24 protein-coding genes and 1 pseudogene are annotated in these 23,337 nt (G+C 69.7%); 9 read left to right on the forward strand and 16 right to left on the reverse strand.

Annotated elements, in window-relative coordinates:
* Nucleotide 1: 1 nt before the first annotated feature.
* Complete coding sequence (locus BLW00_RS02235; RefSeq protein ID WP_092548541.1) at nt 2–1,279, reverse strand: sensor histidine kinase; 1,278 nt, start codon at nt 1,277–1,279, stop codon at nt 2–4.
* On the reverse strand, nt 1,257–1,916 hold the full coding sequence (locus BLW00_RS02240; protein ID WP_092548544.1) for a DedA family protein: 660 nt from the start codon (nt 1,914–1,916) through the stop codon (nt 1,257–1,259). The genes BLW00_RS02235 and BLW00_RS02240 overlap by 23 nt, the downstream gene beginning before the upstream one ends.
* 231 nt (nt 1,917–2,147) lie before the next feature.
* Between BLW00_RS02240 and BLW00_RS02245 the strand changes: the two genes are divergently transcribed.
* On the forward strand, nt 2,148–2,792 hold the full coding sequence (locus tag BLW00_RS02245; protein WP_092548547.1) for a LysE family translocator: 645 nt from the start codon (nt 2,148–2,150) through the stop codon (nt 2,790–2,792).
* 13 nt (nt 2,793–2,805) lie between these two features.
* Here BLW00_RS02245 and BLW00_RS02250 read toward each other — a convergent pair whose 3' ends face one another.
* From BLW00_RS02250 to BLW00_RS02270, 5 genes are all read right to left on the reverse strand, one after another.
* Entirely contained in the window at nt 2,806–4,167 is a 1,362-nt protein-coding gene (locus BLW00_RS02250; RefSeq protein WP_092548550.1) for a low temperature requirement protein A, read from the reverse strand.
* A 78-nt stretch (nt 4,168–4,245) separates the two neighbouring features.
* A complete protein-coding gene (locus tag BLW00_RS02255) occupies nt 4,246–4,599 on the reverse strand; it encodes a nuclear transport factor 2 family protein (protein ID WP_092548553.1) in 354 nt (117 codons plus the stop codon).
* 138 nt (nt 4,600–4,737) lie between these two features.
* Nucleotides 4,738–5,652: a cation diffusion facilitator family transporter gene (locus BLW00_RS02260; protein ID WP_092548556.1), complete on the reverse strand. Its 915-nt coding sequence runs from the start codon at nt 5,650–5,652 to the stop codon at nt 4,738–4,740.
* Nucleotides 5,653–5,694: 42 nt separating this feature from the next.
* A complete protein-coding gene (locus BLW00_RS02265; RefSeq protein WP_175494098.1) occupies nt 5,695–6,909 on the reverse strand; it encodes an MFS transporter in 1,215 nt (404 codons plus the stop codon).
* Nucleotides 6,910–6,950: 41 nt separating this feature from the next.
* A complete protein-coding gene (locus tag BLW00_RS02270; protein WP_245741392.1) occupies nt 6,951–8,336 on the reverse strand; it encodes an alpha-L-fucosidase in 1,386 nt (461 codons plus the stop codon).
* Nucleotides 8,337–8,480: 144 nt separating this feature from the next.
* On the opposite strand from BLW00_RS02270, the gene BLW00_RS02275 reads away from it, so the two are divergent.
* Together BLW00_RS02275 and BLW00_RS02280 are read left to right on the forward strand one after the other, a co-directional pair.
* A complete protein-coding gene (locus tag BLW00_RS02275) occupies nt 8,481–8,945 on the forward strand; it encodes a DUF3817 domain-containing protein (protein ID WP_092548565.1) in 465 nt (154 codons plus the stop codon).
* Nucleotides 8,946–9,005: 60 nt separating this feature from the next.
* Nucleotides 9,006–9,485, forward strand: coding sequence for a hypothetical protein (locus BLW00_RS02280; protein ID WP_092548568.1), 480 nt, complete (start codon nt 9,006–9,008; stop codon nt 9,483–9,485).
* 2 nt (nt 9,486–9,487) lie between these two features.
* Here BLW00_RS02280 and BLW00_RS02285 read toward each other — a convergent pair whose 3' ends face one another.
* The 7 genes from BLW00_RS02285 to BLW00_RS02315 all read right to left on the reverse strand — a co-directional run bounded on the left by BLW00_RS02285 (nt 9,488) and on the right by BLW00_RS02315 (nt 16,921).
* Nucleotides 9,488–10,186, reverse strand: a complete 699-nt coding sequence (locus tag BLW00_RS02285) for a GntR family transcriptional regulator (protein WP_092548571.1) — start codon at nt 10,184–10,186, stop codon at nt 9,488–9,490.
* Nucleotides 10,187–10,254: 68 nt separating this feature from the next.
* Entirely contained in the window at nt 10,255–11,259 is a 1,005-nt protein-coding gene (locus BLW00_RS02290; RefSeq protein ID WP_092548574.1) for an aldo/keto reductase, read from the reverse strand.
* Complete coding sequence (locus tag BLW00_RS02295) at nt 11,256–12,383, reverse strand: mandelate racemase/muconate lactonizing enzyme family protein (RefSeq protein ID WP_092548577.1); 1,128 nt, start codon at nt 12,381–12,383, stop codon at nt 11,256–11,258. The genes BLW00_RS02290 and BLW00_RS02295 overlap by 4 nt, the downstream gene beginning before the upstream one ends.
* 34 nt (nt 12,384–12,417) lie before the next feature.
* The gene (locus BLW00_RS02300) at nt 12,418–13,290 is read right to left on the reverse strand and encodes a carbohydrate ABC transporter permease (protein WP_092548581.1); all 873 of its coding nucleotides are present in this window, start codon (nt 13,288–13,290) and stop codon (nt 12,418–12,420) included.
* Entirely contained in the window at nt 13,280–14,239 is a 960-nt protein-coding gene (locus tag BLW00_RS02305) for a carbohydrate ABC transporter permease (RefSeq protein ID WP_092548584.1), read from the reverse strand. The genes BLW00_RS02300 and BLW00_RS02305 overlap by 11 nt, the downstream gene beginning before the upstream one ends.
* A 4-nt stretch (nt 14,240–14,243) precedes the next feature.
* Nucleotides 14,244–15,494, reverse strand: coding sequence for an ABC transporter substrate-binding protein (locus BLW00_RS02310; RefSeq protein ID WP_245741213.1), 1,251 nt, complete (start codon nt 15,492–15,494; stop codon nt 14,244–14,246).
* Between the two features lie 59 nt (nt 15,495–15,553).
* Nucleotides 15,554–16,921, reverse strand: a complete 1,368-nt coding sequence (locus BLW00_RS02315) for an alpha-L-fucosidase (RefSeq protein WP_245741214.1) — start codon at nt 16,919–16,921, stop codon at nt 15,554–15,556.
* Nucleotides 16,922–17,028: 107 nt separating this feature from the next.
* On the opposite strand from BLW00_RS02315, the gene BLW00_RS02320 reads away from it, so the two are divergent.
* From BLW00_RS02320 to BLW00_RS24185, 3 genes and pseudogenes are all read left to right on the forward strand, one after another.
* Nucleotides 17,029–20,133: an alpha-mannosidase gene (locus BLW00_RS02320; protein ID WP_092548590.1), complete on the forward strand. Its 3,105-nt coding sequence runs from the start codon at nt 17,029–17,031 to the stop codon at nt 20,131–20,133.
* Entirely contained in the window at nt 20,130–21,302 is a 1,173-nt protein-coding gene (locus tag BLW00_RS02325) for an aminotransferase class V-fold PLP-dependent enzyme (protein ID WP_092548593.1), read from the forward strand. The genes BLW00_RS02320 and BLW00_RS02325 overlap by 4 nt, the downstream gene beginning before the upstream one ends.
* An 81-nt stretch (nt 21,303–21,383) precedes the next feature.
* Nucleotides 21,384–21,470 (forward strand): annotated as a pseudogene (locus BLW00_RS24185) (DUF3253 domain-containing protein); the annotation flags it as partial.
* Nucleotides 21,471–21,506: 36 nt separating this feature from the next.
* Here BLW00_RS24185 and BLW00_RS23270 read toward each other — a convergent pair.
* A complete protein-coding gene (locus BLW00_RS23270) occupies nt 21,507–21,866 on the reverse strand; it encodes a SpoIIAA family protein (protein ID WP_175494099.1) in 360 nt (119 codons plus the stop codon).
* A 273-nt stretch (nt 21,867–22,139) separates the two neighbouring features.
* Between BLW00_RS23270 and BLW00_RS23275 the strand changes: the two genes are divergently transcribed.
* From BLW00_RS23275 to BLW00_RS23280, 3 genes are read left to right on the forward strand one after another with little or no spacing between them, the layout of a single operon-like run.
* A complete protein-coding gene (locus tag BLW00_RS23275) occupies nt 22,140–22,346 on the forward strand; it encodes a type II toxin-antitoxin system VapB family antitoxin (RefSeq protein WP_175494100.1) in 207 nt (68 codons plus the stop codon).
* On the forward strand, nt 22,346–22,795 hold the full coding sequence (locus BLW00_RS02335) for a PIN domain-containing protein (protein WP_407650941.1): 450 nt from the start codon (nt 22,346–22,348) through the stop codon (nt 22,793–22,795). The genes BLW00_RS23275 and BLW00_RS02335 overlap by 1 nt, the downstream gene beginning before the upstream one ends.
* Nucleotides 22,796–22,816: 21 nt before the next feature.
* Nucleotides 22,817–23,008, forward strand: coding sequence for a hypothetical protein (locus tag BLW00_RS23280; protein ID WP_092548599.1), 192 nt, complete (start codon nt 22,817–22,819; stop codon nt 23,006–23,008).
* Between the two features lie 70 nt (nt 23,009–23,078).
* Here the strand turns inward: BLW00_RS23280 and BLW00_RS02345 are convergent, their stop codons facing one another.
* On the reverse strand, nt 23,079–23,285 hold the full coding sequence (locus BLW00_RS02345; RefSeq protein ID WP_092548601.1) for a hypothetical protein: 207 nt from the start codon (nt 23,283–23,285) through the stop codon (nt 23,079–23,081).
* Between the last annotated feature and the right edge of the window lie 52 nt (nt 23,286–23,337).

Below are 23,337 nucleotides of genomic sequence, written 5' to 3' on the forward strand. Positions count from 1 at the left end.
GTCACTCCGAAACGGTGGCGGGAAGGGGCAGATGCGCGGTCACGAGGTATCCTCCCTCGTCGGTGGGTCCGTTTTCCAGCGTGCCGCCGACCAGCAGGGTGCGCTCGCGCATGCCGACCAGACCGTGGCCACCGGAACCGGGGCCGGGGCTCGCGTCCGAACCGGGGCTGAGGCCGCCATCCGGTCCCCGGGTCTCCGCTCGCGGCGGTTCCACCCGGGCGGCTTCTCTTGGCGCCTCGTTCTCGATCGAGATGTCGACCGCTGCGGCGCTCCGGGTCACCGCGACCCGGGTCGCCGCGCCGGGGGCGTGACGCACGGCGTTGCTGAGCGACTCCTGCACGATGCGATAGGCCGCGAGCGCGACCGCCGCCGGGGGCGTACCCGCACCGCTCACCGCCCAGTGCAGAGAGACGGGAACACCGGTCTTGCGCGCCGAGTCGATCAGGGTGGGGATGTCGAAGAGCCCCGGCTGCGGACCGAGACCGGTGGTGGCCTCCTCGTTGCGCAGCACACCGAGCAGCTGACGCATCTCGCCGAGCGCGCTTCGGGCGGTGGCGCCGATGTCGTCGAATTCCGCTGCGACGGCCGGATCGAGGTCGGGCAGCCGATACTTCGCCGACGACGCCTGCACCTGGATCACCGACATCCCGTGCGCCACCACGTCGTGGAGTTCGCGAGCGATTCGGTTGCGTTCCTCGACGACCTCGCGGCGCCCCTGCTCTGCCACGGCGACCTGGCGCTCCCGGTCGAGCTGTGCGCGGATACTGCGCCGCTGCACGAGAAGCAGGGCGATCGCGAGCAGTCCGCCCGAGACGGCGGCGAACGGGATGGCGGAGGCGAGCGAGGTGTCGAAACCACCGAATCGCTCCGGCGTGGTCGCGAGCACCACCGAGACGGCGAGAACGGAGACCAGCCACGACCCGATCGCCACCCGCCAGGTGGACACGAACGCGATGACGACGATTACCGCCGCCTGGATGATGAGCGTCGTCACGGCCACCGGCCAGGGTGCGCCCTCGGAGTGCAGGCCGAGCAGCGGAAGCAGCACGAGCGGAATCACCGAGAGCACGAGCGCGAGTCTCGGGCGCGCGGCGGCGAGCGGGATCAAGGCCGCCTGCAGCAGACCGATCACGAACGAGGCGGCGGGGGGCACCCCGTAGGCGGCCGTGTTCACCGGGATCGAGACGGAGGCGAGCACCACGGCGAGCACGCCGAGCGCGCCCCAGGCGAGCACGGTGGGGCGCCGGGTGGTCGGGTCAATCAGAGTGAACGGGCGCATGGTGTCCGTCAACTGTGGCACGGACGGCAGCGGTCGGTTCCGACGAGGTCGAGCGCGCCGCAGTGATCCGATCGATCACCAGACCGATCGCGATCGCGAAGACCACGGCGACGACGGCTCCGAGAAGCGGGGTCTCGCGGAACCAGGCGCCGGCGAGCACACCGACGGCCACCGAATACAGCGCCCAGGAGACGCCGGCGACGATCGAGAGCGGAACGAAGCGGCGGTAGGGGAAGCCCGTCGCACCTGCGGTGAGGTTGACCGCGATCCGGCCGACCGGGATGTAGCGACCCGTCACGATCAGCACGCCCGCCCGCTTGTCGAGGCCGCGGCGGGCCCAGTCGAACGCTCTGACGGAGCCCTCCCGGCGCATCCACCGGAATCGGGTGAGCCCGAGCCGACGCCCGAACCAGAACGTCAGGTTGTCTCCGGCGACGGCTCCGACGGCCGCGAGCAGGATCACGATCCACACGTTCGGCTGCCCCGTCGCGACGCCGAGTGCGGCCGCTGAGACCACGACGGTCTCGCTCGGCACGGGAGGGAAGAAGGCGTCGACGAACACGATCCCGATGATGAGGAGGTAGATCCAGGGCGAACCGGCGGCCGACAGGATGGCGTCGTTGAGTGCTTCGAACATACTCGTCTCCTCGATCTCGCCGGCCGCGGTCGTGACCGGCGAGTGAAGGCTACGTTCGGGCGGAGCCCCGGGACATCAACCCCTGGAACCGTTGCACCCCCTACTGCAGTATGAGATCGGACCGAAACCGGAGATCGGGCCTGGGGCACTCGATTGGCCTGTTGTCTCCGTTCGGCGCCCCGGTTACTGTGCCGAAGACGACACTGCGCGCGCAGTGTCGGAGGGAGTGGGATGATCTCGGTCGCGGCCACCGCGGGGATGGCACTGGTGGCACTCGGCATGGTGCTGACCCCCGGCCCGAACATGATGTACCTCGTGTCGCGCAGCGTCAGCCAGGGCTGGCGGGCCGGGTTCGTCTCGCTCGCCGGCACCTTCGTGGGCTTTCTGGCCTACCTGTCGATGGCCAACCTGGGCCTCGCGGCCGTCTTCCTCGTGGTGCCGTGGCTCTACACGGCACTCAAGGTCGCCGGGGCCGCCTACCTGCTGTGGCTGGCGTGGAAGGCGCTCCGCCCGGGAGGGACCTCGGCTTTCGACACGAGATCGCTCCCGCGCGATTCCGCGCCGAAGCTCTTCCGCATGGGTCTCGTGACGAACCTGCTCAACCCCAAGGCGGCGATCATGTACCTCGCCCTGATCCCGCAGTTCATCGACCAGGCGGCGGGACACGTGATCGCCCAGGGGTTCCAGCTCGGCGCCGTGCAGATCGCGGTGAGCATGATCGTGAACGCCGCCATCATCCTGGCCGCCGGCGCCATCGCCGTCTTCCTCGGCCGCCGCCCGGCCTGGATGCGCTGGCAGCGCTGGGTCACCGGCACCCTTCTGGGTGCGGTCGGCGTGAAGCTGGCCGTGGATGCGCCGGCGCCCGCCACGGCCTGAACGCACTTGTGGCTCACGGCATCGGAGTACCCGGGCGGGAAGGGCTGACGTTCTGACCTCCGGGGCGAGGAGCATTCCGCTCCAGCGCCCGCACGGTGTGCGAGTAGCCCACGATCTCGTGCCCGACCACCTCCACCACCGCGCTGAGCGCGACCAGGGCGATCACGGCGACCAGCGCGGCGAGGTCGACAGTGTCGTGGGCGTCGAAGGGCTCATCCGTGCCGGCGATCACGGCGACCACGATCGCCGCGACCAGGGGCACCAGCGTGGCGGCGAGCAGGGGGATGTGCGTGAGGTCGTACGACCGCATCAGGATGCTCCACAGCAGGAAGACGAGCACGATCACGGCTCCCACCGGCACGACCAGCGCGACGGTGATCCCGAGCAGGGTCAGCTCACCACCCTCGAGCGCTTCGGCGGCCAGCCGCAGGCCCGCGCCGACAGCGGGGATCGCGGCCCACACCAGCAAGTGCGTGTACCTCCACGCGAAAACCCGCTCGGGCCGGCGCCGGAGCATGACCGCCGAGGGCACGAGGTAGTAGGCCCACCAGATCCCGGCGGCCAGCACGAGCCCGGATGCCGCGATCATCACCGCGCCCACCGACCAGCCCTGCTCCTCGGTCAGCACCACGACCGTGCGCGTGGTCGCGGCCACCACCTCGCCGAGCGCGATGAGGGTGAGCAACCCGAAGCGTTCGGCGATGTGTCCCGGTTCCCACGGTGTGCGGCCGAGGCGCTGCTCGATCAGCACCCGCACGACCATCTCGATGCCGACCAGCACGGCGAGCGCGACCACGGCGACGATCGCCGGCATCGGGATGATCGCGGTGAGCAGCCAGCCGAGTTGCGCGAGTGAGACCGTGACCGCGTAGGCACGTGCGGATCGCCGGTGCTCCTCGTCCTGCCGAGCGGCCCGGAGCCAGAGCAGGATGAGCGGAACGCGCATCACCAGGTAGCCGATGGCGATGAACAGGTTGTTCGGGTTCTGCCCTTCGGCGGCGTCGTGGAAGCTCTGGGGCAATCCGAAGACGAGCACGAGAGCGCCGACCATCTGCACGATCGTGGCGACCCGGAAGATCGCGTCGTCGTTGCCGTAGGCGGAGGCGTACCAGGTGAAGTTCAGCCACGACCACCCGACGGCGAAGATCGCGAAGAGGTAGGCGCCGATGCCAGCCGCCACGTGCCCGTCGGCGATGGACGCGGCGACCTCCTCGGCGGCGGCGCCGAACGCGATCACGTAGACGAGGTCGTAGAGCAGCTCGAGCGGTGTCACCTGCCGGCCGCGCCCCCGGGGCACGATGTTCGTCAACGGACGCAATCGGTGCCGCAGGTCGTTCTTCAGTTCCGACCTGAGCTGCGCGTCGTCGTGACTCATCCCGACCTCCGAAAGCGTGTGCACACATTGGACCACATCGCTCCCGGTCGAGTCGATCACCGACCGACGGGTGGGGCGCTACTCGTGGAGCAGGGTGCGGAGTGCGCTGATGCGGCCGTCGCGGACGGTGATCAGGTCGATGCCCCGCGCAACCGGCGAGCCACTCGGACCGAAGGTCCAGGCCAGGGCGGCCGTGTCCGACCCGGTGTAGGCCAGGCCGTCGTGCTCGAAGATGAAGTCGGCGGGGGCGCCGTCGATCAGTGCGGCGGCCTTCTTCTCGAGGGCGTCGCGACCCGTCACCGTGCCCTCGGGGTCGGTGAAGGCGACGTCGTCGGTGTAGGTGGCGTCGATCGCTGCGCGGCGCGATGCGACGTCACGGTTGCCGAAGACCTGGTGCAGGTTCGCGGCGAGCAGTTCGGCGGGAGTGGCCATGTCATGTCCTAAGGGTCTCGGGGGCGGGGGGCAGCGCTGATCTGGATCGGGTTGATGCGACTGTACCCCCGGTCGAGCCCACCGCGCCCGCCGTCGAAACGGATCGGGTCGGGCCTGTGCCCGGCCGCGGCGCACGGGTCACCCGCTGAACTCGAGCGACGGCTCGTCGCTCACCGACAACGTCAGCACGGCTTTGCCGATCAGCTCCTCCTGCTCGAGATCGGCCTCGAGCCGGCGGAGCTGCGCCGCCACGCCGTTCTCGGGCTCATCGCCCACCAGGTCGACCGCAGCCACCAGGAAGAGCGTGCCCGGTCCGCTGAACTCGAGGTACAGCGACGTCACCCGGTCGATCTCCGGATGCGCGAGCAACGTGCGGCCCACCTGCATCCGGAACATGTCGGTCGGCCCCGCGCCGAGAAGGTAACGCCGGTTGCGGCTGATCAGGATCAACGCCACCCCGCCCAGCAGCACGCCGATCGCGATCGAGCCCAGCGCATCCCACATCGGATCGCCCGTCACCTGGTGCAGACCGATACCGGTCGCGGCGAGCACCAGACCGATCAGCGCAGCGGTGTCCTCGAAGAACACCGAGCGCAGCGTCGTGTCCGAACCGTTCACCACGTAGTCGAAGAAGCCGCGCCGGTAGCGCCGGGCGGTGCGTCGGCCCTGCATCACCGACTGCGACAGCGAGAAGCCCTCGAGCACGAAGGCCACCGCGAGCACGATGTAGTTCAGGGTGTAGTTCTCCACGGCCTCCGGAGCGGCGAGGCTCTGGATGCCGTGATACACCGACACGACCGCGCCCACGGTGAAGATGCCGAAAGCCGCGAACAGCGAGAAGATGTAGGCGTCGCGGCCGTGGCCGAGCGGATGCATCGCATCGGGCTTCTTCTCGGCCCGCCGGTCGGCGATCAGCAAGAAGATCTCGTTGCCCGCATCCGCCCACGAATGCGCGGCCTCGGCGAGCATCGACGCCGACCCGGTGAGACCGGCCACGATCGACTTCGCGAGGGCGACGAGGATGTTGGCGATGAACGCGATGACGACGGTCATGCGATGAATCTACGCCGCCGTCACACGCCGCTCATGGATCCGTCACGCGTCCTCGGGCCGAGCGCGCCTGCTTCCGAACGCCGCCGTGAGCGCGACCAGCACCGGGAGGAGGCAGAGCCCCGACACGGCGAGGTAGCCTGCGCGGGGGCCTGCGGCATCTACCACGAGTCCTCCGAGTGGGCCACCGAGCGCCATGCCGGCAAGAATCGCGGTGTTGGCCCAGGAGAGCGCCTCGGTCACGACGCGTCGGGGCACCAGCGCCTCCACGGCACGATTGGCGCCGACCGTGTACGGGGTCACGGCGGCACCCGCGAAGAAGCCGAACACCATGATCCAGATCGTGTCGGGCGCGAACGCGAGTGGGGCGAATGCGACCGCGAGGAACAGGGCGGTGGCGACGAAGAGCCGGAACGGGCTCAAGCGATCGGGCAGCGCTCCCAGCACGAAGCCGCCGAGGATGCTTCCCACCGAATACACGCTCAGGATCACGCCCGCCAATTCGGGCACTCCATCACGCTGGGAGATCGCCACCGCACTGACGTTGTCGACCCCGAACGAGACACCCACGACGAAACCGGCGATGAGCACGGCCATCAGGCGCGCTGAGCCCAGAGGAGTGAATCCGGGTCGGCGGACCTCGGTGTCCGGTTCGTGCGGAGGGGTGTCGGTCGCTCGTTGCGCCGCGAGGATGAGGCTTCCTGCGAAGCCGCACGCCCCCGACAGAACGAGACCCACTGCGGGATCGACGGCCGCCGCGATGAGGGCGGCCACCGCGGGGCCGATGATCCAGACCATCTCGTCGAGGATCGCCTCGAGCGCGAACGCCGTCTTCAGCTGGGGCGCGTCACCGTAGCGATGCGACCAGCGCGCTCGGGTGAAGGAGCCGATCGGCGCGACGGTCGCACCAGCGATCCCGGCGAGCACGACGAACAGGAGCGCCGGGACGTGTGCGTGACCGGCGATCACGAGAAGCAGCACGGAGAGGAGATGCGTGACGGCGAAGATCCGGAGCAGACGCCGCTGGCCGTGACGGTCGGCCAGGCGGCCCAGGACCGGCCCCATGACGGCACCGGTGGCGATCACCACGCCGGAGACGAGGCCGCCGAGTGCGAAGGAATCCGTGGTGCGCTGGAACAGCAGGAAGGTCGCGAATCCCAGGATCGCAGCGGGCACCCGCGCGAGGAAGCCGCCGAGGGCGATGCTCGCGTGATGCTGCGGCCGGAGCACCTCGATGTACGGGGCGAAGAGCGTCTTCACGGCTCCGGTCCGGGCAGAGCGGGTGCGGGAGCCACGCGGGGTCAGGCGAGCGAGAAGTCGATACGAGCCGGCTGGGCCGCGGATGTCGCGTCGACTCCGGAGACCAGCACGCGACCCCCGACGGCCTCCGCGGTCACCGGGCTGCCGTCGGGCAGGCGCGCTGAGGCGAGGTCGACCGCAGCGGGATCGAGGGCGAGCTCGACGGGGGCTCCGGCGATGAAACCGTCGCCGTCGGCCCACACGAAGGCGTGCAGGGCGTCGGCGGAGCGCGTCCAGCGCACCCACGGCCGTCCGTCGGCGCTCCCCGCTGGCGGTTCGCTCGGCGACGCGAGCGAGCCAGCCGGCCGGGAGCCGAAGATCGCGCTGCCGTGCTCGGCGTTGAAGGCGCCGAGCGCTTCGAGGGTTCGCCGCTGCAGCTCGGGCACGAGGCCCTCGGCGGTGAGGCCGATGTTCAGCAGGAAGTTGCCTCCGCGCGCCACCACGTCGACGAAGTGCCGGATGGCGGCCGGTCCGCTCAACGAGGTGGTCTCGTCTTCGAGGCGGTTGTAGCCGAAGGAGTAGCCGACGCCGCGGCAGTTCTCCCAGGCATCCGTTCCTTCCACCTCGAGCCCGTTCTCGTATTCGCTCGTGCGGAAGTCCCAGTGCGTCTCACCCCAGCGGTCGTTGACCACGCCGTCGGGCCGCGCGGCGTAGAACAGGTCGAACATCTCCACCAGACTCTTGGGCCCCTCCGGCTTGCCGGCGTCGGGCCACTCGATGTCGCCCCAGAGCACTTCGGGCCGGTAGCGCGCCACGAGGTCGGCGACGTGGTCGAAGGCGTAGGCGGCGTACTCCGCATCCACCGGCCGGGTCTCGGGCAGGTCGTCGGCCGTGATGGGCGGGTTCTGCCCGACGTGCCAGTCGAGGCCCCCGCTGTAGTAGACGCCGAACCGCACCCCGGCCGCCTCCGCCGCCGCGCGGAACTCCTCGATCAGGTCGCGTCGCGGACCACGGCGCACGGTGTTGCGGTCGCCGGTGCCGGGCGCGTCCCAGAGGGTGACGCCGTCGTGGTGCTTGGTGGTCGGCACGAAGTAGCGCGCCCCGGTCGACGCGACGAGCGCCATCACGTCGTCGGCGTCGAATCGATCGGCCGTCCACGCGTCGAGGAAATCGTCGTACGGCGCACCGCCGTAGACCTCCTGCTGGTGCTCGCGAGCGGGAGCCCCCTCGATGCGGATCGTGTTGTAGTACCACTCGGCATAGGGATTGTGCCGGAACCAGTACTCCTTCTCGATGGTGCCGAGCGCACCGATCGGCTCGGCCCACGCGGGCACGGAATACGGACCCCAGTGCACGAAGATGCCGAGCTTCGCGTCGAGATACCACTCGGGCGTCTCCCGCGCGAAACGGCGGTACTGCGGCGGGCGTTCGGGGTCGGATTTGAACATGGCCACGAAGGACTCCTCATCGAGCGGGATGCACGGAACACATTTCCTACAGGAAACAGCCTATGGCATTTGCATCCGTTAGCCCAGTACTCCCAGGCGTCCGCCGATAGGATCGGAGCGACATCCGACGCCCGGAGGAGACCCGTGACACCCCGCCGCCTGTTCCGCCTCTTCGCGATCGCCGAGGCGGTGACCTGGGCGCTCCTGCTGACCGGCATGCTGCTGAAGTACGCCGTGGGGGTGGGTGACTGGCCGGTGACCGTGGCGGGCGCCCTGCACGGGTTCGTGTTCATCGCGTACGCGATCGTGGTGGTCGTGCTCCCTGTGAACCAGCGGTGGCGCGCGGCCGTCGTGCTGCTGGCCGGTGCGAGTGCGATCGTTCCCTTCGCGACGATCCCGGTCGAGATCGCCTTCGACCGGCGCGGACTTCTCGCCGGCGCGTGGCGGCGGACCGCCGGCGACGATCCCCGCGACCGGCGGATGCGTGAGCGCGCCCTGCGAGCGGCCCTCGCCCGGCCGGCCGTGACCGCGACGCTCCTGGCCGTCGTCGCCGCCGGCCTGTTCGCCGCGCTCCTGGTGGCAGGACCTCCGGGCGGCACCGACTCCTGATGCGCGCCGCCTCGTCGCTTTGGCCTACAACTGTAGCGAAGCGCGTGTCAGACTGGAGCCATGACCTCGCACCGCAGACCGACGCCGATGATGGCGGCCCGCACCGCCGGAATCCTCGGGTCGATAGGGGCGCTCGCAGTGCTCTCCGGCTGCGTGCCCCTCACCTCGACGCCGACCGCGGCAGAAGCGTTCCCTGTGCTCGAGCGGCCCGCGACCGACGCCGACACCGTGGTCGGCGAGCAGAACGACCCGCCGCTCTATGAGCCGGACACCGCGCGATTCCTCATCGAGCACGAAGGAGATCGCGTCTGGATCGCCCTCACCGATGAGGGCGCCGTCTGCCTGCTGCTCGGCACCAATGCCGTCTCCGCGAGCTGCGGGGGACCACCGATCGCATCGCCGGGGCAGCTGCAGGCGGGCATCGAGCTCGCCTACGGCGGGCCGGAGTACCGATTGCTGGCCGCAGGAGAGCCCGCGATTCCGCTCGACGGTTTCGAGCAGCTCACCGACAACCTCTGGGTGAGCACCGACGCGCGTTGACCTCAGTCGTCGGCGAGGCCGACCGACATGCGCTCGTAGGAGTTCGTGATGTGAGCGAGCATCGCGGCCTCAGCCGCGGCCGCGTCTCCGCTCCGCAGCGCGACCAGCACCGCTTCGTGCTCCCCCGAGGTGTCCTCGGCGATGCCGTGCTTGAAGTAGAGGCGATAGAGGTGCATGTGCGACCGCAGCCGCACGATCGCGTCGACGAGCAGCTCATTGCCCGCGTGCTCGGCGATCAGTCGGTGGAACTCCGCATCATGGTCGGCGAAGTCGCGGTAATCCTGGAACCGGTCGCCACCCGACTGCGACGCTTCGCCGCTCACGTGCATCGCCGCCGCCAGCCGGGTCAGCTCCTCGAGCGCCTTCGGCGTCATGTGCGCCACCGCGAGCCCGGCGGCAGCCGGCTCGAGCAACCGGCGCATCTCGTAGAGCTGACGTAGCCCCTCGGCGTCGAGCAGCGGCGACGCCGTGTAGCCCTTCAGCGCCTTCTTCACCACGAGGCCCTCGGACTCGAGCCGCGCCAGCGCCTCGCGCACCGGCGTGGGCGACACGTCGAGCTGACGCGCGATGCCGTCGATGCTCGCTCGCGCGCCCGGCTCGATCACCTGGTCCATCAGGAGCCCGAGCACGGCGTCGTACACGTCGTCGACGAGCGCGCGCCGGGCCGGGAGACGGCGGAAGACGTCACCCGGGCTGCTCATGCGGTCAATGGTATTCATGGCTTGCCCCCATCAGGCGCTCCGAAACGCAGGCGGATGCAGGAAGTAGGCTACAGGATCGCCTCCAGAAGCCCTTCCCCCTCGAGCTCGGCCCACACGACGTCGGGCACCGGCGTGCCGAGCAGAGCGGCATTCGCGCTGATCTGCTCGGGTGTCGCCGCCCCGAGCACCACGGTCGAGACGGCCGGATGCCGCAACGGGAACTGCGCGGCCAGCTCGGGCAACCGCACCCCGTGCCGCGAGGCTACGTCGGCCATCCGCTCCGCCCGTGCCAGCACCGGAGCGGGAACGGTTCCGTAGTCGAAGCGACCGGACGCCGATGGCCGGTCGGTGGCCAGCAGACCGGAGTTGAAGACCGCGGCAGCGATCACCGCGACGCCTCGCTCGAGTGCCGCGGGCAGGAGATCCGCCGCGCCCGACTGGTCGAGCAGCGTGTAGCGGCCCGCCAGCATCACCACGTCGAGGTCGGTCTCGCGCACGAAGCGGGTCAATGCCGCCGACTGGTTCATCCCGGCCCCGTAGGCGCCGATCACGCCCTGGGACTTCAGCTCGTCGAGCGCGGGGAACGCTCCCGCGAGCGCCTCCTCCACGTGGTCGTCGGGATCATGCACGAGCAGCAGGTCGATCCGGTCGAGGCCCAGCCGCTCGAGACTCCCCTCGAGCGAGCGCAGCACACCGTCGCGCGAGTAGTCGAGCACCCGGCGGCGCGTGGCCGGCACGTCGAAGAGGTTCTGGATGTCGGTCTCCCCCGCGTAGTCGGGGTTCGGTTCGAGCACCCGGCCGACTTTCGTCGACACCACGAACTCGTCGCGGGGCAGCCCCGCGAGCGCCGCCCCCAACCGCTCTTCGGCCAGCCCGAGCCCGTAGTGCGGGGCCACGTCGAAGTAGCGGATGCCCGCCTCCCACGCCGCGGGCACGCATCCCGGCCACACCGCGTCGGGCACGGCCTGATAGAGGTTGCCGAGCGCGGCGACACCGTAGCCGAGGGCGCCGAGGCCTGCCGCGACCGAACCAGGAGCCGCGGGCGCCACACGGGCGGACGCAGCCGCGCTCATGACACCCGCAGGTCGTCGAGAGCATCGAAGTCCCAGTCGATGCCGAGGCCCGGCTCGGCCGAGGGCACGCCGTCACCGTCGACGATCGTCATCTCGCTCCGCGTCACCGCCCGCAGCTGCGGGATGTGCTCGAGGTAGAGCGAGTTCGGCACCGCACAGGTGAGCGACACGTGCAGTTCCATCAAGAAGTGCGGCGCCACCTTCACGTTGAACGCCTCGGCCAGGTGCGCGACCTTGAGCCAGGGCGTGATGCCGCCGATGCGGGCCACGTCGACCTGCACGATCGACGCCGCCTGCGATTGCAGGTATTCCCGGAACTGGCCCACCGAATACATGCTCTCCCCCACCGCCACCGGGATGCTCGTCGAGCGGGAGAGCGCCCGGTGCCCCGACATGTCCTCGGCCGGCAGCGGCTCCTCGAACCAGAAGATGTCGAGCGGCTCGAAAGCCGCCGCCCGCCGGATGGCCTCCGCCGCCGTCAGCGACTGGTTGGCGTCGATCATGATGTCGAAGTCGTCGCCCACGGCCGCGCGCACGGCCGCGAGGCGCTCCACGTCTTCGTGCCCCTTGGGCTTGCCGACCTTGATCTTGACGCCGCGCATCCCGGCGGCTCGCGACTCCTCGGCCTGTGCCACCAGCTCGTCGGTGCTGAAGTGCAACCAACCGCCCTCGGTGTCGTAGAGCGGGATGGAGCTGCGGGCCCCTCCGGCGGCGACCCACAGCGGCATCCCGCCCGCCTTGCAGCGGGCATCCCACACCGCCGTGTCGACGGCGGCCAGGGCCAGCGCGGTGATCACGCCCGCGGTGGTCGCACGGGTGCGAGAGAAGAGGGCCTGCCACACGGCCTCGGGTCGCATCGCGTCGAGCCCCACGAGCGCGTCGAGCAGGCTCGTTCGCAGCAGGCTCAGCACCGCGGGCCCGCCGGTGCCGATGGTGTAGCTGTATCCCACACCTTCGATGCCCGATGCGGTGCGGATGCGCACGAAGATCGTCTCCTGCTTCAGGAACGCCTGCACCGCATCCGTTCGCACCGTCTCGACCGGGAGGTCGCAGAGCCACGCCTCGGCGCTCACGATGTCGGTGCCGGTGCGGCCGGTGGTCAGGACGGGTGTCGAGAGTGTCATGGTTTCCTCGATGGAAGGCGGGATGCTGCCAGCATCAGCGGCCACCGAAGCCGCCGAGAGCGACTCCCTTGATGAGCTGACGCTGCAGCACCGCCACGATGATGAGCGATGGGACGACGGCGATGGTGGAGGCCGCCATCAGCAGACTCCACTGGGTGCCGTGCTCGCCGGTGAACATCGAGAGCCCGAGGGGCACCGTGGCGAGTTCTTGCGTGTTGATGATGATGAGCGGCCACAGGTAGGAGTTGTAGTAGCCGATGAAGGAGAACACGGCGAGCACCGACAGCGGGGCCGTCAGTTGCGGGAGCAGCACCGACCACAGCGTGCGGAAGCGCGAAGCCCCGTCGATGAGCGCCGCCTCCTCGTATTCGATCGGGATGGTGAGGAAGAACTGCCGCAGCAGGAAGGTGCCGAACGCCGTGAAGGCGAAGGGCACGATCAGCGCGAAGTAGCTGTCGACCAGCCCGAGCTTGTTCATCATGATGAACAGCGGCACCACGAGCACCTCCTGCGGCAGCACGAGCGTGAGCACGTAGAGCAGGAACAGCCGGTCGCGGAACCGGAACTTCAGCCGCGAGAACGCGTAGGCCGAGAGCACGGCGACGATCACCGAGAGCAGCGCGCCGAGGGTGGCCACCAGGAACCCGTTGAAGATGAACCGGCCGAACGGCACGAGGGTCCAGGCGTCGGCGAAGTTCTGCCAGCGCACCTCGGAGCCGATGAAGCTCGGATCGGGCGAGAAGACCTCGTCTTCGGGCTTCAGGGCCGAGAAGAACATCCAGATGAAGGGAAAGGTGAACACCAGGGCCACCGCGGCCATGGCGGCCGTGTTGAGCCAGGTCTTCGTGACCGTTCTGCGTTGGGCGGGGCGGAGCTTCGGCCGCCGCCGGATGGTGTCACTTGTCATAGTTCACCCACTTCCGCTGACCGGCGAACTGCAGCGCCGTGATCAGCATCACCACGAGGAACAGGATCCAGGCCAGCGCCGAGGCGTAGCCGAGCTTGTCGAACACGAACCCGTTCCGGTAGAGGTAGAGCACGAAGGTGTTGGTCGCCTCGCCCGGCCCGCCCTGGGTCAGGATCTGCGGCTGCACGAACACCTGGAACGCACCGATCATGGTCATCGTCATGGTGAAGAACAGCGACGGCGAGAGCATCGGCAGGATGATGTGCCGCAGTCTCGACCAGGCGCTCGTGCCGTCGACGCGCGAGGCCTCGAGGATCTCCTTCGGGATCGACCCGAGTCCGGCCGAGAGCACGATCACGTTGTAGCCGAACGACTGCCACACCGACATGGTGATCACCGAGATGAGGGCGAAGTTCGCATCCGAGAGCCACGACGGGCCGTCGATGCCGACGCCGGCCAGCACCGAGTTCACCAGGCCGTCCTGTGACAGCAGCAGGCGCCAGATGAGCGCGTTCGCGACCATCGGCGTGATCGCCGGCAGGAAGAAGATGACCCGCCAGAATCCGGCGAACTTGATGCGGGTGTTCAGCCAGAGCGAGATCGCGAGTGCGAGCACGAGGTTCAGGGCGGTGTACACGAACGCGAAGATCACGGTGTTCAGCAGCACCGTGTAGAAGGTCGGATCGCTGAACAGCTTCGCGTAGTTCCCGAACCCGATGAACGTCGGGGTGCCGAACAACGGCCACTCGAACAGGCTGATCACGAGGGAGCCGACCAGCGGCACCAGGATGAAGAACACGAAGCCGGTGAGCCCGGGCCACAGGTAGGCCAGGGCGATCAGCCCCTGGCTGGGCTTCTTCTTGCCGGCGGGAGCGGATGCCGCGGGGGGCGCCGGGGGCGCTGCCACCTCTTTCGAGGTGACAGCGCCCAGGCCGGTGACGGTGACCATGCGGTTACTCGCCCACCGAGTTCTGAATCGTCTCGAGGATCTCCTGGGCGGACTTGTCACCCCTGAAGCCCTCGACGCCGTACTGGGTGAACAGCGTGTCGACCTGGTTCCAGCCGGGGGTGGTGATCTGCGCGGTCGCGTTGGCGAGCAGCGCGTCGACCACGGCCGCCGCCTCGGGCGACTTGCCCTCGGCCCAGGCCGGCACGGCCTCCGAGCGCGCCGGCACGATGCCGCGCGTCTTCGCCTGCGCCTCGAGTACCGGAGTGGAGGTGAGCTCGGTGATGGCCTTGAACGCCGCCTCGGGGTCGTCGCAGGTGTTCGCGATGCCGAAGCCCGAGCCCGCGGTCATCGCCGCGGCCTCACCGCTGGTGGATGGGACGATCGAGATGCCGAGGGTGAAGTCGGCCGCCTCGTCGAAGGTGCCGTACATCCACGGGCCCTCGATCAGCATCGCGGCCTTGCCGCTCGTGAACGCCGCCTGCGAGACATCCGAGCCGTCGGCGGCCTCGGGGGCCGGGGCGACGCCGTCCTTGCCCACCAGGTCGAAGAAGCTCTGCACCTCGTCGACGAACGCGGGGTTGGTGAGGTCGAGCTTGCCGTCGTCGTCGACGGCGGCCACACCGTCGGCCAGGGCCCACGCGTTGGGGATGAAGATGCCGGTCGAGATGGCCAGACCCTGCTGATCGCCCGTGGTGAGCGTCTTGGCGTCGGAGATGAACTGCTCACGCGTGTACGTCGTGCCGGGGGGCGTGAGCCCGGCGGCCTTGAACAGGTCGGCGTTGTAGAACAGCACCACCGGCTCGGCGTCGTAGGGGATGGCGCGGATCGTGCCGTCGACGGTCATGCCCTCGAGCATGGAAGGGTCGATGTCGGAGGTGTCGAAGTCGTTCTCGGCGATCAGGTCGTCGAGCGGCTTCAACAGGCCCTGGAGCTCCTGGGCGCGAGCCGCCTGCGTGGTGAGCAGGCACGGCGGGTTGCTGCCGGAGAGCCGGGTCTTGACCTTGGTCCAGTAGTCGGCGAAGCTCGGCCCGTCGATCGCGATCTTCAGATCGGGATCCTGCTTCTGGGCTTCGCTCACGAACGACTCCCACTGGTCGCGGTCGCTCTGACTGCTGACCCAGGTGTAGAGATCGAGTGTTCCGTCGGACTGCGTTCCGCCGCTCGACGACCCGGCGCATCCGGCCAGTGCGCCGAGTGCTCCGACCATCGCGACCGCCGTGGCCACCTTGACTGCCTTGCCTCTGGTGCTTTTCACGTGTTGTGCCTCCTCCATTGGATTCACGTTGCTGATTGGGGACTACTGGTTCTCCGCGCTCAGGCGAAGTCGATCGCCACCACGTCGACGGCCGCCCCGGAGGGCTCCGGCGCCGGGATGCGCAATTCACCCGAGGGCTCGTCGTCGTGCGAGGCGAGCTCGTGCACTTCGAAGCCGACGGTGTGGTCGAGGGGCTGCCCGGTCGCGAGCAGACGGATGCCGCTGACCCGCCGCACCGGCAGGCCGCGCACGATGATCTCCTCGACCGGCCGGTTGACCAGATGGAGGTAGACGGTGCCCGCACGCGCGGTGGTCGGGCCGTAGAAGTCGACGCCCACGGTGGGCGAGACGCCGACGACGCTCTCGCGATGCCGGTCCATCCAGTCGCCGATGCTCTCGAGCCGCTCGACCTGCACCTCGTTCAGGCTGCCATCGCCCTTCGGGCCGATGTTCAGCAGCAGGTTCCCGCCGCGACTCACCACCTCGATCAGGCTCGTCACGAGCGAGCGCACGCTCTTGTTGTTGGTGTCGCCGGGTCGCCAGGCCCACATGTCGCCGATGGTGAGGCAGAGCTCCCACGGCCCTTCGGGGGCGACGATCGGGAACGCCTGCTCCGGAGTCTTGTAGTCGCCTTGGCCCAGCAGCCGCTCGTTGATCACGACGTCGGGCTGGAGGCCCTTGATCAGGGCGCGGAGGCCCGCGGTGTCCCACTCCTCCTCGTTGCGCTCCCACTCGCCGTCGAACCAGAGCAGGTCGATCGTGCCGTAGTTCGTGAGGATCTCGGTGAGCTGGCCGCGCAGGTAGCTCTGGAACCTCTCCCACTGCTCGGGGGTGGCCCGGCGGTGCCGGTCTTCGCGGATCGGCTGCCCGATGTTCTCCTCGAGCCCCGCACCGGGCCAGTGCTCCTCGGGGTAGGGCCGGTCGGAGTCCTGAAATGCCGGATAGTCGGGGTGGTGCCAGTCGGGCAGCGAGAAGTAGATGCCCACCCGGATGCCCTCGGCCCGGATCGCATCGACGAACTCCCGCGTGATGTCACGGCCGAACGGGCCGTTCTGCACGCCAAAGTCGGAGAACTCGGTGTGGAACATCGAGTAGCCGCCGTGGTGGCGGGCCGTGAACACGACGTACTCGGCGCCCGCCCGCTTGGCCAGGGCGGCCAGCGCCTTCGCATCCCACTCGATCGGGTTGAAGGTCGCGGCGCTCGAGTAGTACTGCGCGGTGGAGACCGCGTCCTCGACCTCGTCGACGCCCGGGATGATCGATCGGCCCACGAGCGGCCAGGAGATCTCGATTCCCTGCTGGCTCGCGTGGTCCCAGTGCACGAAGAGGCCGAGGCCTGCCCCGATGAACCACTCGCCGCCGGGCAGTGTGAAGTCGGTGGGTCGGATGAAGGTGTCGATGTCGACTCGGGTTGCCGGTGCTGCCACGAATGCTCTCCCTTGAGATGTGACGATTTCCTATAGGTTTCGATCGTTTCCTATAGGATAGATGCATCGAAGATGATTGCGCAAGCGCCCGATGGAGGACGAACAGAATGCACGACGACCGCTCGATTCTCGAAGGGCGGTTGGCGCGAGTGCTGCGCGACCGCCTCCGCCCTGCCGCCGCGAGGGTTCTCGCTCCCCTGGAGCTCACGGCCTGGCATGTCGAGGGAGGCGGGGGCGAACCGGTGCCGCCTGCCGACGCGCTCTCGCCCGCCGTCGCCGCGCTGTACGCACCGTTCGCGGTGGGTGAGGCCTGGGGCCCGGCCTGGGGCACCACCTGGTTCCGTCTGCGCGCACGGGTTCCGGATGCCGCGCACCACCGCCCGGGTCACCGCCTCGAACTCGTGGTCGACCTGGGCTGGCGCAACGACTCCTCGGGCTTCCAGGCCGAAGGACTCGTCTACCGCCCCGACGGCGTGACCGTGAAGGGCTTGAACCCCCGCAACCAATGGATCCCGGTCACGGGCGAGCCCGGGGCCGAGATCGACCTCTATCTCGAGGCCGCCGCGAACCCGCAGGTGTTCGACCGCGACGACCGCGCGTTCTGGCCGACCGACCTGGGCGAGAAGTCGACGGCCGGTGCCGAGCCGCGCTACCGGCTGCGCCGCGCCGATCTGGTGGTCATCGATGAGACCGTCGAAGCGCTGGTGACCGATCTCGAGTTCCTCGGCGAGCTGATGGCGGCACTCCCCGAGGGCGACACCCGGCGCTGGACCGTGCTGCGCGCCGTCGACCGAGCCCTCGACCTGATCGACCCCGACGACGTGGCCGGCACTGCGGCGGCGGCGCGCGCCGCACTCGCCGGCGTTCTCGGAGCCCCGGCTGCGGCATCCGCTCATCGCGTGTCGGCGGTGGGGCACGCCCACATCGACTCGGCCTGGCTCTGGCCCATCCGGGAGACCGTGCGCAAGGTCGCGCGCACCACGGCCAACGTGCTGAACCTCATGGAGTCGCGACCCGAGCTGGTGTTCGCGATGTCGAGCGCGCAGCAGTGGCAGTGGCTGCGCGACGACCGGCCCGAGCTGTTCGAACGACTGCGCGCCCGCGCGCTCGAGGGGCGCGTGGTGCCGGTGGGCGGCATGTGGGTGGAGTCCGACACCACCATGGTGGGAGGCGAGGCGATGGTGCGGCAGTTCCTCGAGGGCACGCGGTTCTTCGAGGCCGAGCTCGGCATCCGGAGCCGCGTGGTCTGGCTGCCGGACAGCTTCGGGTACTCCGCCGCGCTCCCGCAGATCGTGCGGCTCGCGGGATTCGAGTACTTCCTCACGCAGAAGATCTCGTGGAACCAGGTGAACGTCTTCCCGCACCACACCTTCTCGTGGGTGGGCATCGACGGCACCGAGGTCTTCACGCACTTCCCGCCGGCCGACACCTACAACGGCGACGTGAGTCCCGCGGAGCTCCTGCACGCGGCATCCAACTACCGCGAGAAGGGGTCGGGATCGCGGTCGCTGCTGCCGTTCGGATTCGGAGACGGGGGCGGTGGGCCGGTGCGCGAGATGCTCGACCGGGCGCAACGCTCGGCCGACGTGGAGGGTCTGCCCCGGGTGCGCATCGAGACGCCCGAGGAGTTCTTCGATACCGCCCGAGCCGAGTTGCCGTCGCCGGCACGCTGGTTCGGCGAGCTCTATCTCGAGCTCCATCGCGGCACCCTCACCAGCCAGGCCGCCATGAAGCGTGGCAACCGGCGCAGCGAACACCTCCTCCGCGAGGCGGAGTTGTGGGCGGCGACAGCAGCCGTGCGCACGGGACTCCCCTATCCCGTCGCCGCCCTGCGCGAGGCGTGGCAGACCGTGCTGCTGCAGCAGTTCCACGACATCCTCCCGGGATCGTCGATCGCGTGGGTGCACCGGGAGGCGCGGGAGCGCTACGCCGAGGTGGCGGCGGTGCTCGAGGGTGTGATCGCGACGTCGCTGGAGGCGCTCGCGAACGAGACCCCGGAGGAGCAGATCGACGGCGCGCATCCGGGGTCGACCCCGGTGGTGTTCAACCCGCGGCCGCACGCGGTCGACGGCGTGCCGGCCGGAGGTGCGGCCGTGCCGCAACGCGCCCATGACGACGCACGGGTGTCGGCGGCATCCGACGCCTGGGGGTGGATTCTCGAGAACGACCTCGTGCGGGTGCGGATCGACGCCTCCGGCAGCATCGTGTCGGTCGTGACCCTCGCCGACGGCCGTGAGGCCATCGCGCCCGGCGGCCGCGCGAACCTGCTGCAGCTGCACGACGACAAGCCGGTGCAGTGGGACGCCTGGGACCTCGACAGCTACTACCGCAACACCGTCCGCGACCTCGACCTGCTCGACGGGGTGGAGCTCGACGGCGGCTCGCCCCAGGCGCCCGGCGCGCACGCCACAGTGCGCGTGCGGCGCTCGTTCGGCGCGTCGACGGTCGAGCAGGAGATCACTCTGCGGGCCGGATCGGCCGACATCGAGCTCGTGACGCGGCTCGACTGGCAGGAGCGCGAGAAGATCCTGAAGCTCGCCTTCCCGATCGACGTGCACGCCGAGCGGGCGCGGTTCGAGACGCAGTTCGGGCACCTGGCCCGGCCCATCCACGAGAACACCTCGTGGGACGCGGCGCGATTCGAGGTCGCCGCCCATCGCTGGGTGCACCTGGGCGAGCCGATCGGGGTGGCGCTGGCCAACGACGCCACCTACGGACACGAGGTGCGGCGAGTCGCCCGGGCCGGCGGCGGGATGGCGGCGGTCGTGCGGGTGTCGTTGCTGCGCGCGCCGCTCTATCCCGATCCGGAGACCGACCTCGGGCGGCACGAGTTCCGCCACACGTTGGTGCCGTCGGCGACCATCGCCGACGCCGTGCGCGCCGGGTACGACCTGAACCTGCCCCTGCGGGCTGTCGGCTCCGCCGCCATCGCCCCGCTGGTCGCGCTGGCCGGCGACGAAACACTCCGGATCGAGGCGGTGAAACTCGCCGACGACGGGTCGGGCGACGTGATCGTGCGGCTCTACGAGAGTCTCGGCACCGGCGGCCGGGCCCGGGTGGTGCCCGGGTTCGCGGCGATGGGGATGTCGGAGCAAGACCTGCTCGAGCGCCCGATCGGCGGGTTGACGCTCGACCGGGAACCCGCGTTGGAGGGGGACTACGTGACGCTGAGGCCGTTCCAGATCGTGACGCTGCGGATCGGGCGCGCGTGAGCCGGGCGGAGGTGGGTGCGTCGACCGGTGCAGAAGCTCCCGGCGCGGCGACCGTAGCCGAAGCGGTCCCCGCGTATGACGTCGAGTTCGCGGAGGCGCCGCTGTACCTGAACCACGCCTCGTACGGTCCGCCGTCGCGGGCGGTGGAGCGCACGGTGCACGAGCTCGTCGCGGCCGCCGTGCGCGGTGCCCCCGCCGGCGCTCTCCATGCCGAAGACGACCGGGCCCGAGCCGTCATCGCGCGCCTGACCGGCGCGGCGCCCGAGCGCGTCGCCCTCACCACGAGCACCTCGCAGGGTCTGCTGCAGACCGCGTTCGGTCTGCGCGGCGAGGTGCTCGTGAGCCTCGACGAGTTCCCCGCGAACGTGTACTCGTGGCGCCGTGCCGAAGAGGCCGGGCGGTTGCGGCTGCGAGCGCTGCCGGCGTCTGGCGCCGGGCCTGCCCCGGTCACGCCCGAGCGGGTCGCGGATGCGCTCACCCCGGCTGTCACCGCGCTGGCTGTGAGCGCGGTCGACTTCCGCACGGGCTACCGCGCCGACCTCGCCGCCTTGCGCGAGGTGATCGGACCCGACCGACTGCTCGTGGTCGACGGCATCCAAGGCTTCGGCGCGATCGACATCGACTGGTCGCCCGCCGACGTGCTCGCCGTGGGCGGGCAGAAATGGCTCCGCTCGGGCTGGGGCACGGGCTTCCTCGCCTTCTCGGAGCGCGGGCTGGAGGCTGTGGCTCCGTCGCTCGGCAGCTGGGCGGGGGTGCTCGATCCCGTCGACTACGACGGCCGGCCGCATCCGGCTCGCACGGATGCCGGGCGGCACGCCGTGACGAGCCTGTCGCCGTTCGCGACCGGCGCCCTGGCCACGGGGCTGGAACTGCTCGAGCGCGCCGGCCCGGCCCTCGTCGCCGCGCGGGTGGCGGATGCCGCGGAGAAGGTCATCCGCGCCATCGACGCCGCCGGTCTCCCGGTGCTGTCACCGCGCGAGCCCGAGCGCCGAGCCGGGATCGTGGTCGCCGGTTTCACCGGAGGCAGCGCGCCGGGGGTGCACGCCCGGCTGAGCTCCGCGGGAGTCACGGCGACGCTGCACGGCTCGGACCGCATCCGCTTCTCGCCGCACGCCACCACCACGACGGCCGCCGTCGACCGGCTGGCGGAGTTGCTCATCGGCGTCTGAGTGCGGCGGTCGGGCGATCCGGATGCGGCGCGAGCGGTCGGCGGCGAGGAGTGGTGCGACTGATGGAACCCCGCTCGTCAGGCCGCTCAGCGTCTCGTCGAGAGCGGCGACGCGGTCACCACGCAGAAGGGCGAAACGGTCGAACTCGCCTCGGCGAGGGGCCCGATCCGCATCCGGCGCCGGTCGCCCTGGGAGCGAGCGGGGCTAGGACTGCAACCAGGCGAGTGCTTCGGTGCGCTCGCCGAGACCGAAGACGCGCACGTCGGCCTGGATGAAGTGCGAGGCGCCGCGGGCCAGGGTGGCGAGCCAGCCGGCATCCGTCAGCAGCGCCGCCCGCCGCACCTTCTTCTCGAGACCGGCCGAGCGCAGGTCTTCCCAGAGCGCCTTCGGCTCGATCTTGGCGAGCTCGATGTCGTCGTAGACGGCGAGCAGATCGGGGGGATCATTGGCGTCGAGGAACGCCACGAGCTCGTCGCGCAGGGCTTCGAACTCGGCCGAGCCGACCGCCCCGGAGTAGGTGATCTCGAAGATGTGGGTGTCGGGGAGCTGGTGTCCGGTGAGCATGTGTCCATCTTGCCGCCGCCGGCACTGGATCGGGGGTTCTCGGGCTGGGAGGAGCCCTTGACCCCTCGCCGGCGGAGGACTGGCTCGGCGGCGCCATCGGCGGGCTCCTTGGCGGCATCGTCGACGACAAGAAGAGCAAGAAGTAGCCCCTCCCGGCGTTCGCGCATGACCGATCCCCTGAATGTCGGAGGGTCGGTGTTGAATCATGCTCATGAAGAGCCTTGCCGTCGCCGATGTATATAATGTTCTTATATAGAGGTAGGAGGAGTGAATATGGCAATCACGTCGATCGACATCGATCGCGGGCTTCTGCACGACGCGAAAAAGCTTCTCGGAGCATCCTCGAACAAGGAAGCGGTGCAGCGCGCCCTGCAGTATACGATCACGATGCAGCGGCAACGTCTCGCCCTCGAACGGATATCCCGACGCGAGTTCAGCGACGAGCAGATCGACGCACCGAAGCTCGACTACTCCGACTAGTGTCATCGCAGTCCGATCGCACGTTCTCGGCCCCGATCGAACGGCGAGGCTTCCTGATCGACAACAGCGTGCTGCAGAAGCTGGCGCGCAGTCCGAACATCCTGCGCCGCTTCGCGGAAGTCACCAATTCGCATCCGATCTACACCTGCCCGCCGCAGGTTCTGGAATACTGCTGGTCCGCGCGCGACCCCGGCGAATACGTGGAACTGAGAACCGACATGGAGCTGTACACCCCCGCCCAGAAGACGCCCCCTCAGAACCTGGTGCTCGACATCCAGCAGGCGCTCTGGTCGTCGGGCATGATCCGGGGCGCCGGTAACGCCGACGTGGTGATGGCGGCGTACGCGATCACGAACGACCTGACGATCCTGACTGCCGACCACGACTTCGAACACATCGAGCGCGCGCTCGCACCTGGGGTGCTGCGTCAGGAGTTCGTGGCGGAGTAGGCGGATGGGGCGAGCGGGTCGATGCTCCTCGGGGTCGCGGCTCTGGGGGGAGCGACCACCGTCGACGGGGAGCACCGCATCCGTGATGAAGGGCGCCGCGGGCGACAGCAAGAACGCGACCGCCCGCGCCACCGCCTCCGCCACGGCGACGGCTTCGGCGGCGACCGCGGGATCGCCGGGGTCGCCGATCACGAACTCGATCGGGCCGGATGAGGCGGCACGCGATTCGCGGCGGCCGTCCTGGACGTCGAGGACGACGACGCACGCCAGGCTCCACTTCCCGTCAGAACGAGCCGAAGCGACCCGATCCGGAGCGGTGGGCGAGGCCGACCGCGGCCATCTTCTGACCCTCCTCGTGCAGGCGACCGGGCTGGTCGCGGGAGTCGAGACGTTCCTGGTAGTCGCCCGCGCGCCGCTGACGGATGCCCATCGCCGTTCCGATGCCGGCCACGATCGCCGCGAGGGCGCCGATGGTGATCCAGAGTCCCATGAGTTCCTCCTCTGTCCTGGGAGCCGCACCACTATCCTCCGCCAGCGCCATC

The sequence above is a fragment of the Herbiconiux ginsengi genome (genome assembly GCF_900107435.1).
In the GTDB taxonomy this organism is placed as follows: domain Bacteria; phylum Actinomycetota; class Actinomycetes; order Actinomycetales; family Microbacteriaceae; genus Herbiconiux; species Herbiconiux ginsengi.

What these genes read in the sequence shown, in the direction of transcription:
- BLW00_RS23280 (WP_092548599.1), top strand. Translation starts at nt 22,817, where the DNA reads ATGCTCCTCGGGGTCGCGGCTCTGGGGGGAGCGACCACCGTCGACGGG.
- BLW00_RS02320 (WP_092548590.1), top strand. Translation starts at nt 17,029, where the DNA reads ATGCACGACGACCGCTCGATTCTCGAAGGGCGGTTGGCGCGAGTGCTG.
- BLW00_RS02295 (WP_092548577.1), bottom strand. Translation starts at nt 12,383, where the DNA reads ATGACACTCTCGACACCCGTCCTGACCACCGGCCGCACCGGCACCGAC.
- BLW00_RS02305 (WP_092548584.1), bottom strand. Translation starts at nt 14,239, where the DNA reads ATGGTCACCGTCACCGGCCTGGGCGCTGTCACCTCGAAAGAGGTGGCA.
- BLW00_RS02280 (WP_092548568.1), top strand. Translation starts at nt 9,006, where the DNA reads ATGACCTCGCACCGCAGACCGACGCCGATGATGGCGGCCCGCACCGCC.
- BLW00_RS02270 (WP_245741392.1), bottom strand. Translation starts at nt 8,336, where the DNA reads ATGTTCAAATCCGACCCCGAACGCCCGCCGCAGTACCGCCGTTTCGCG.
- BLW00_RS02345 (WP_092548601.1), bottom strand. Translation starts at nt 23,285, where the DNA reads ATGGGACTCTGGATCACCATCGGCGCCCTCGCGGCGATCGTGGCCGGC.
- BLW00_RS02290 (WP_092548574.1), bottom strand. Translation starts at nt 11,259, where the DNA reads ATGAGCGCGGCTGCGTCCGCCCGTGTGGCGCCCGCGGCTCCTGGTTCG.
- BLW00_RS02235 (WP_092548541.1), bottom strand. Translation starts at nt 1,279, where the DNA reads ATGCGCCCGTTCACTCTGATTGACCCGACCACCCGGCGCCCCACCGTG.
- BLW00_RS23270 (WP_175494099.1), bottom strand. Translation starts at nt 21,866, where the DNA reads ATGCTCACCGGACACCAGCTCCCCGACACCCACATCTTCGAGATCACC.
- BLW00_RS02245 (WP_092548547.1), top strand. Translation starts at nt 2,148, where the DNA reads ATGATCTCGGTCGCGGCCACCGCGGGGATGGCACTGGTGGCACTCGGC.
- BLW00_RS02300 (WP_092548581.1), bottom strand. Translation starts at nt 13,290, where the DNA reads ATGACAAGTGACACCATCCGGCGGCGGCCGAAGCTCCGCCCCGCCCAA.
- BLW00_RS02260 (WP_092548556.1), bottom strand. Translation starts at nt 5,652, where the DNA reads ATGACCGTCGTCATCGCGTTCATCGCCAACATCCTCGTCGCCCTCGCG.
- BLW00_RS02285 (WP_092548571.1), bottom strand. Translation starts at nt 10,186, where the DNA reads ATGAGCAGCCCGGGTGACGTCTTCCGCCGTCTCCCGGCCCGGCGCGCG.
- BLW00_RS02255 (WP_092548553.1), bottom strand. Translation starts at nt 4,599, where the DNA reads ATGGCCACTCCCGCCGAACTGCTCGCCGCGAACCTGCACCAGGTCTTC.
- BLW00_RS02250 (WP_092548550.1), bottom strand. Translation starts at nt 4,167, where the DNA reads ATGAGTCACGACGACGCGCAGCTCAGGTCGGAACTGAAGAACGACCTG.
- BLW00_RS02240 (WP_092548544.1), bottom strand. Translation starts at nt 1,916, where the DNA reads ATGTTCGAAGCACTCAACGACGCCATCCTGTCGGCCGCCGGTTCGCCC.
- BLW00_RS23275 (WP_175494100.1), top strand. Translation starts at nt 22,140, where the DNA reads ATGGCAATCACGTCGATCGACATCGATCGCGGGCTTCTGCACGACGCG.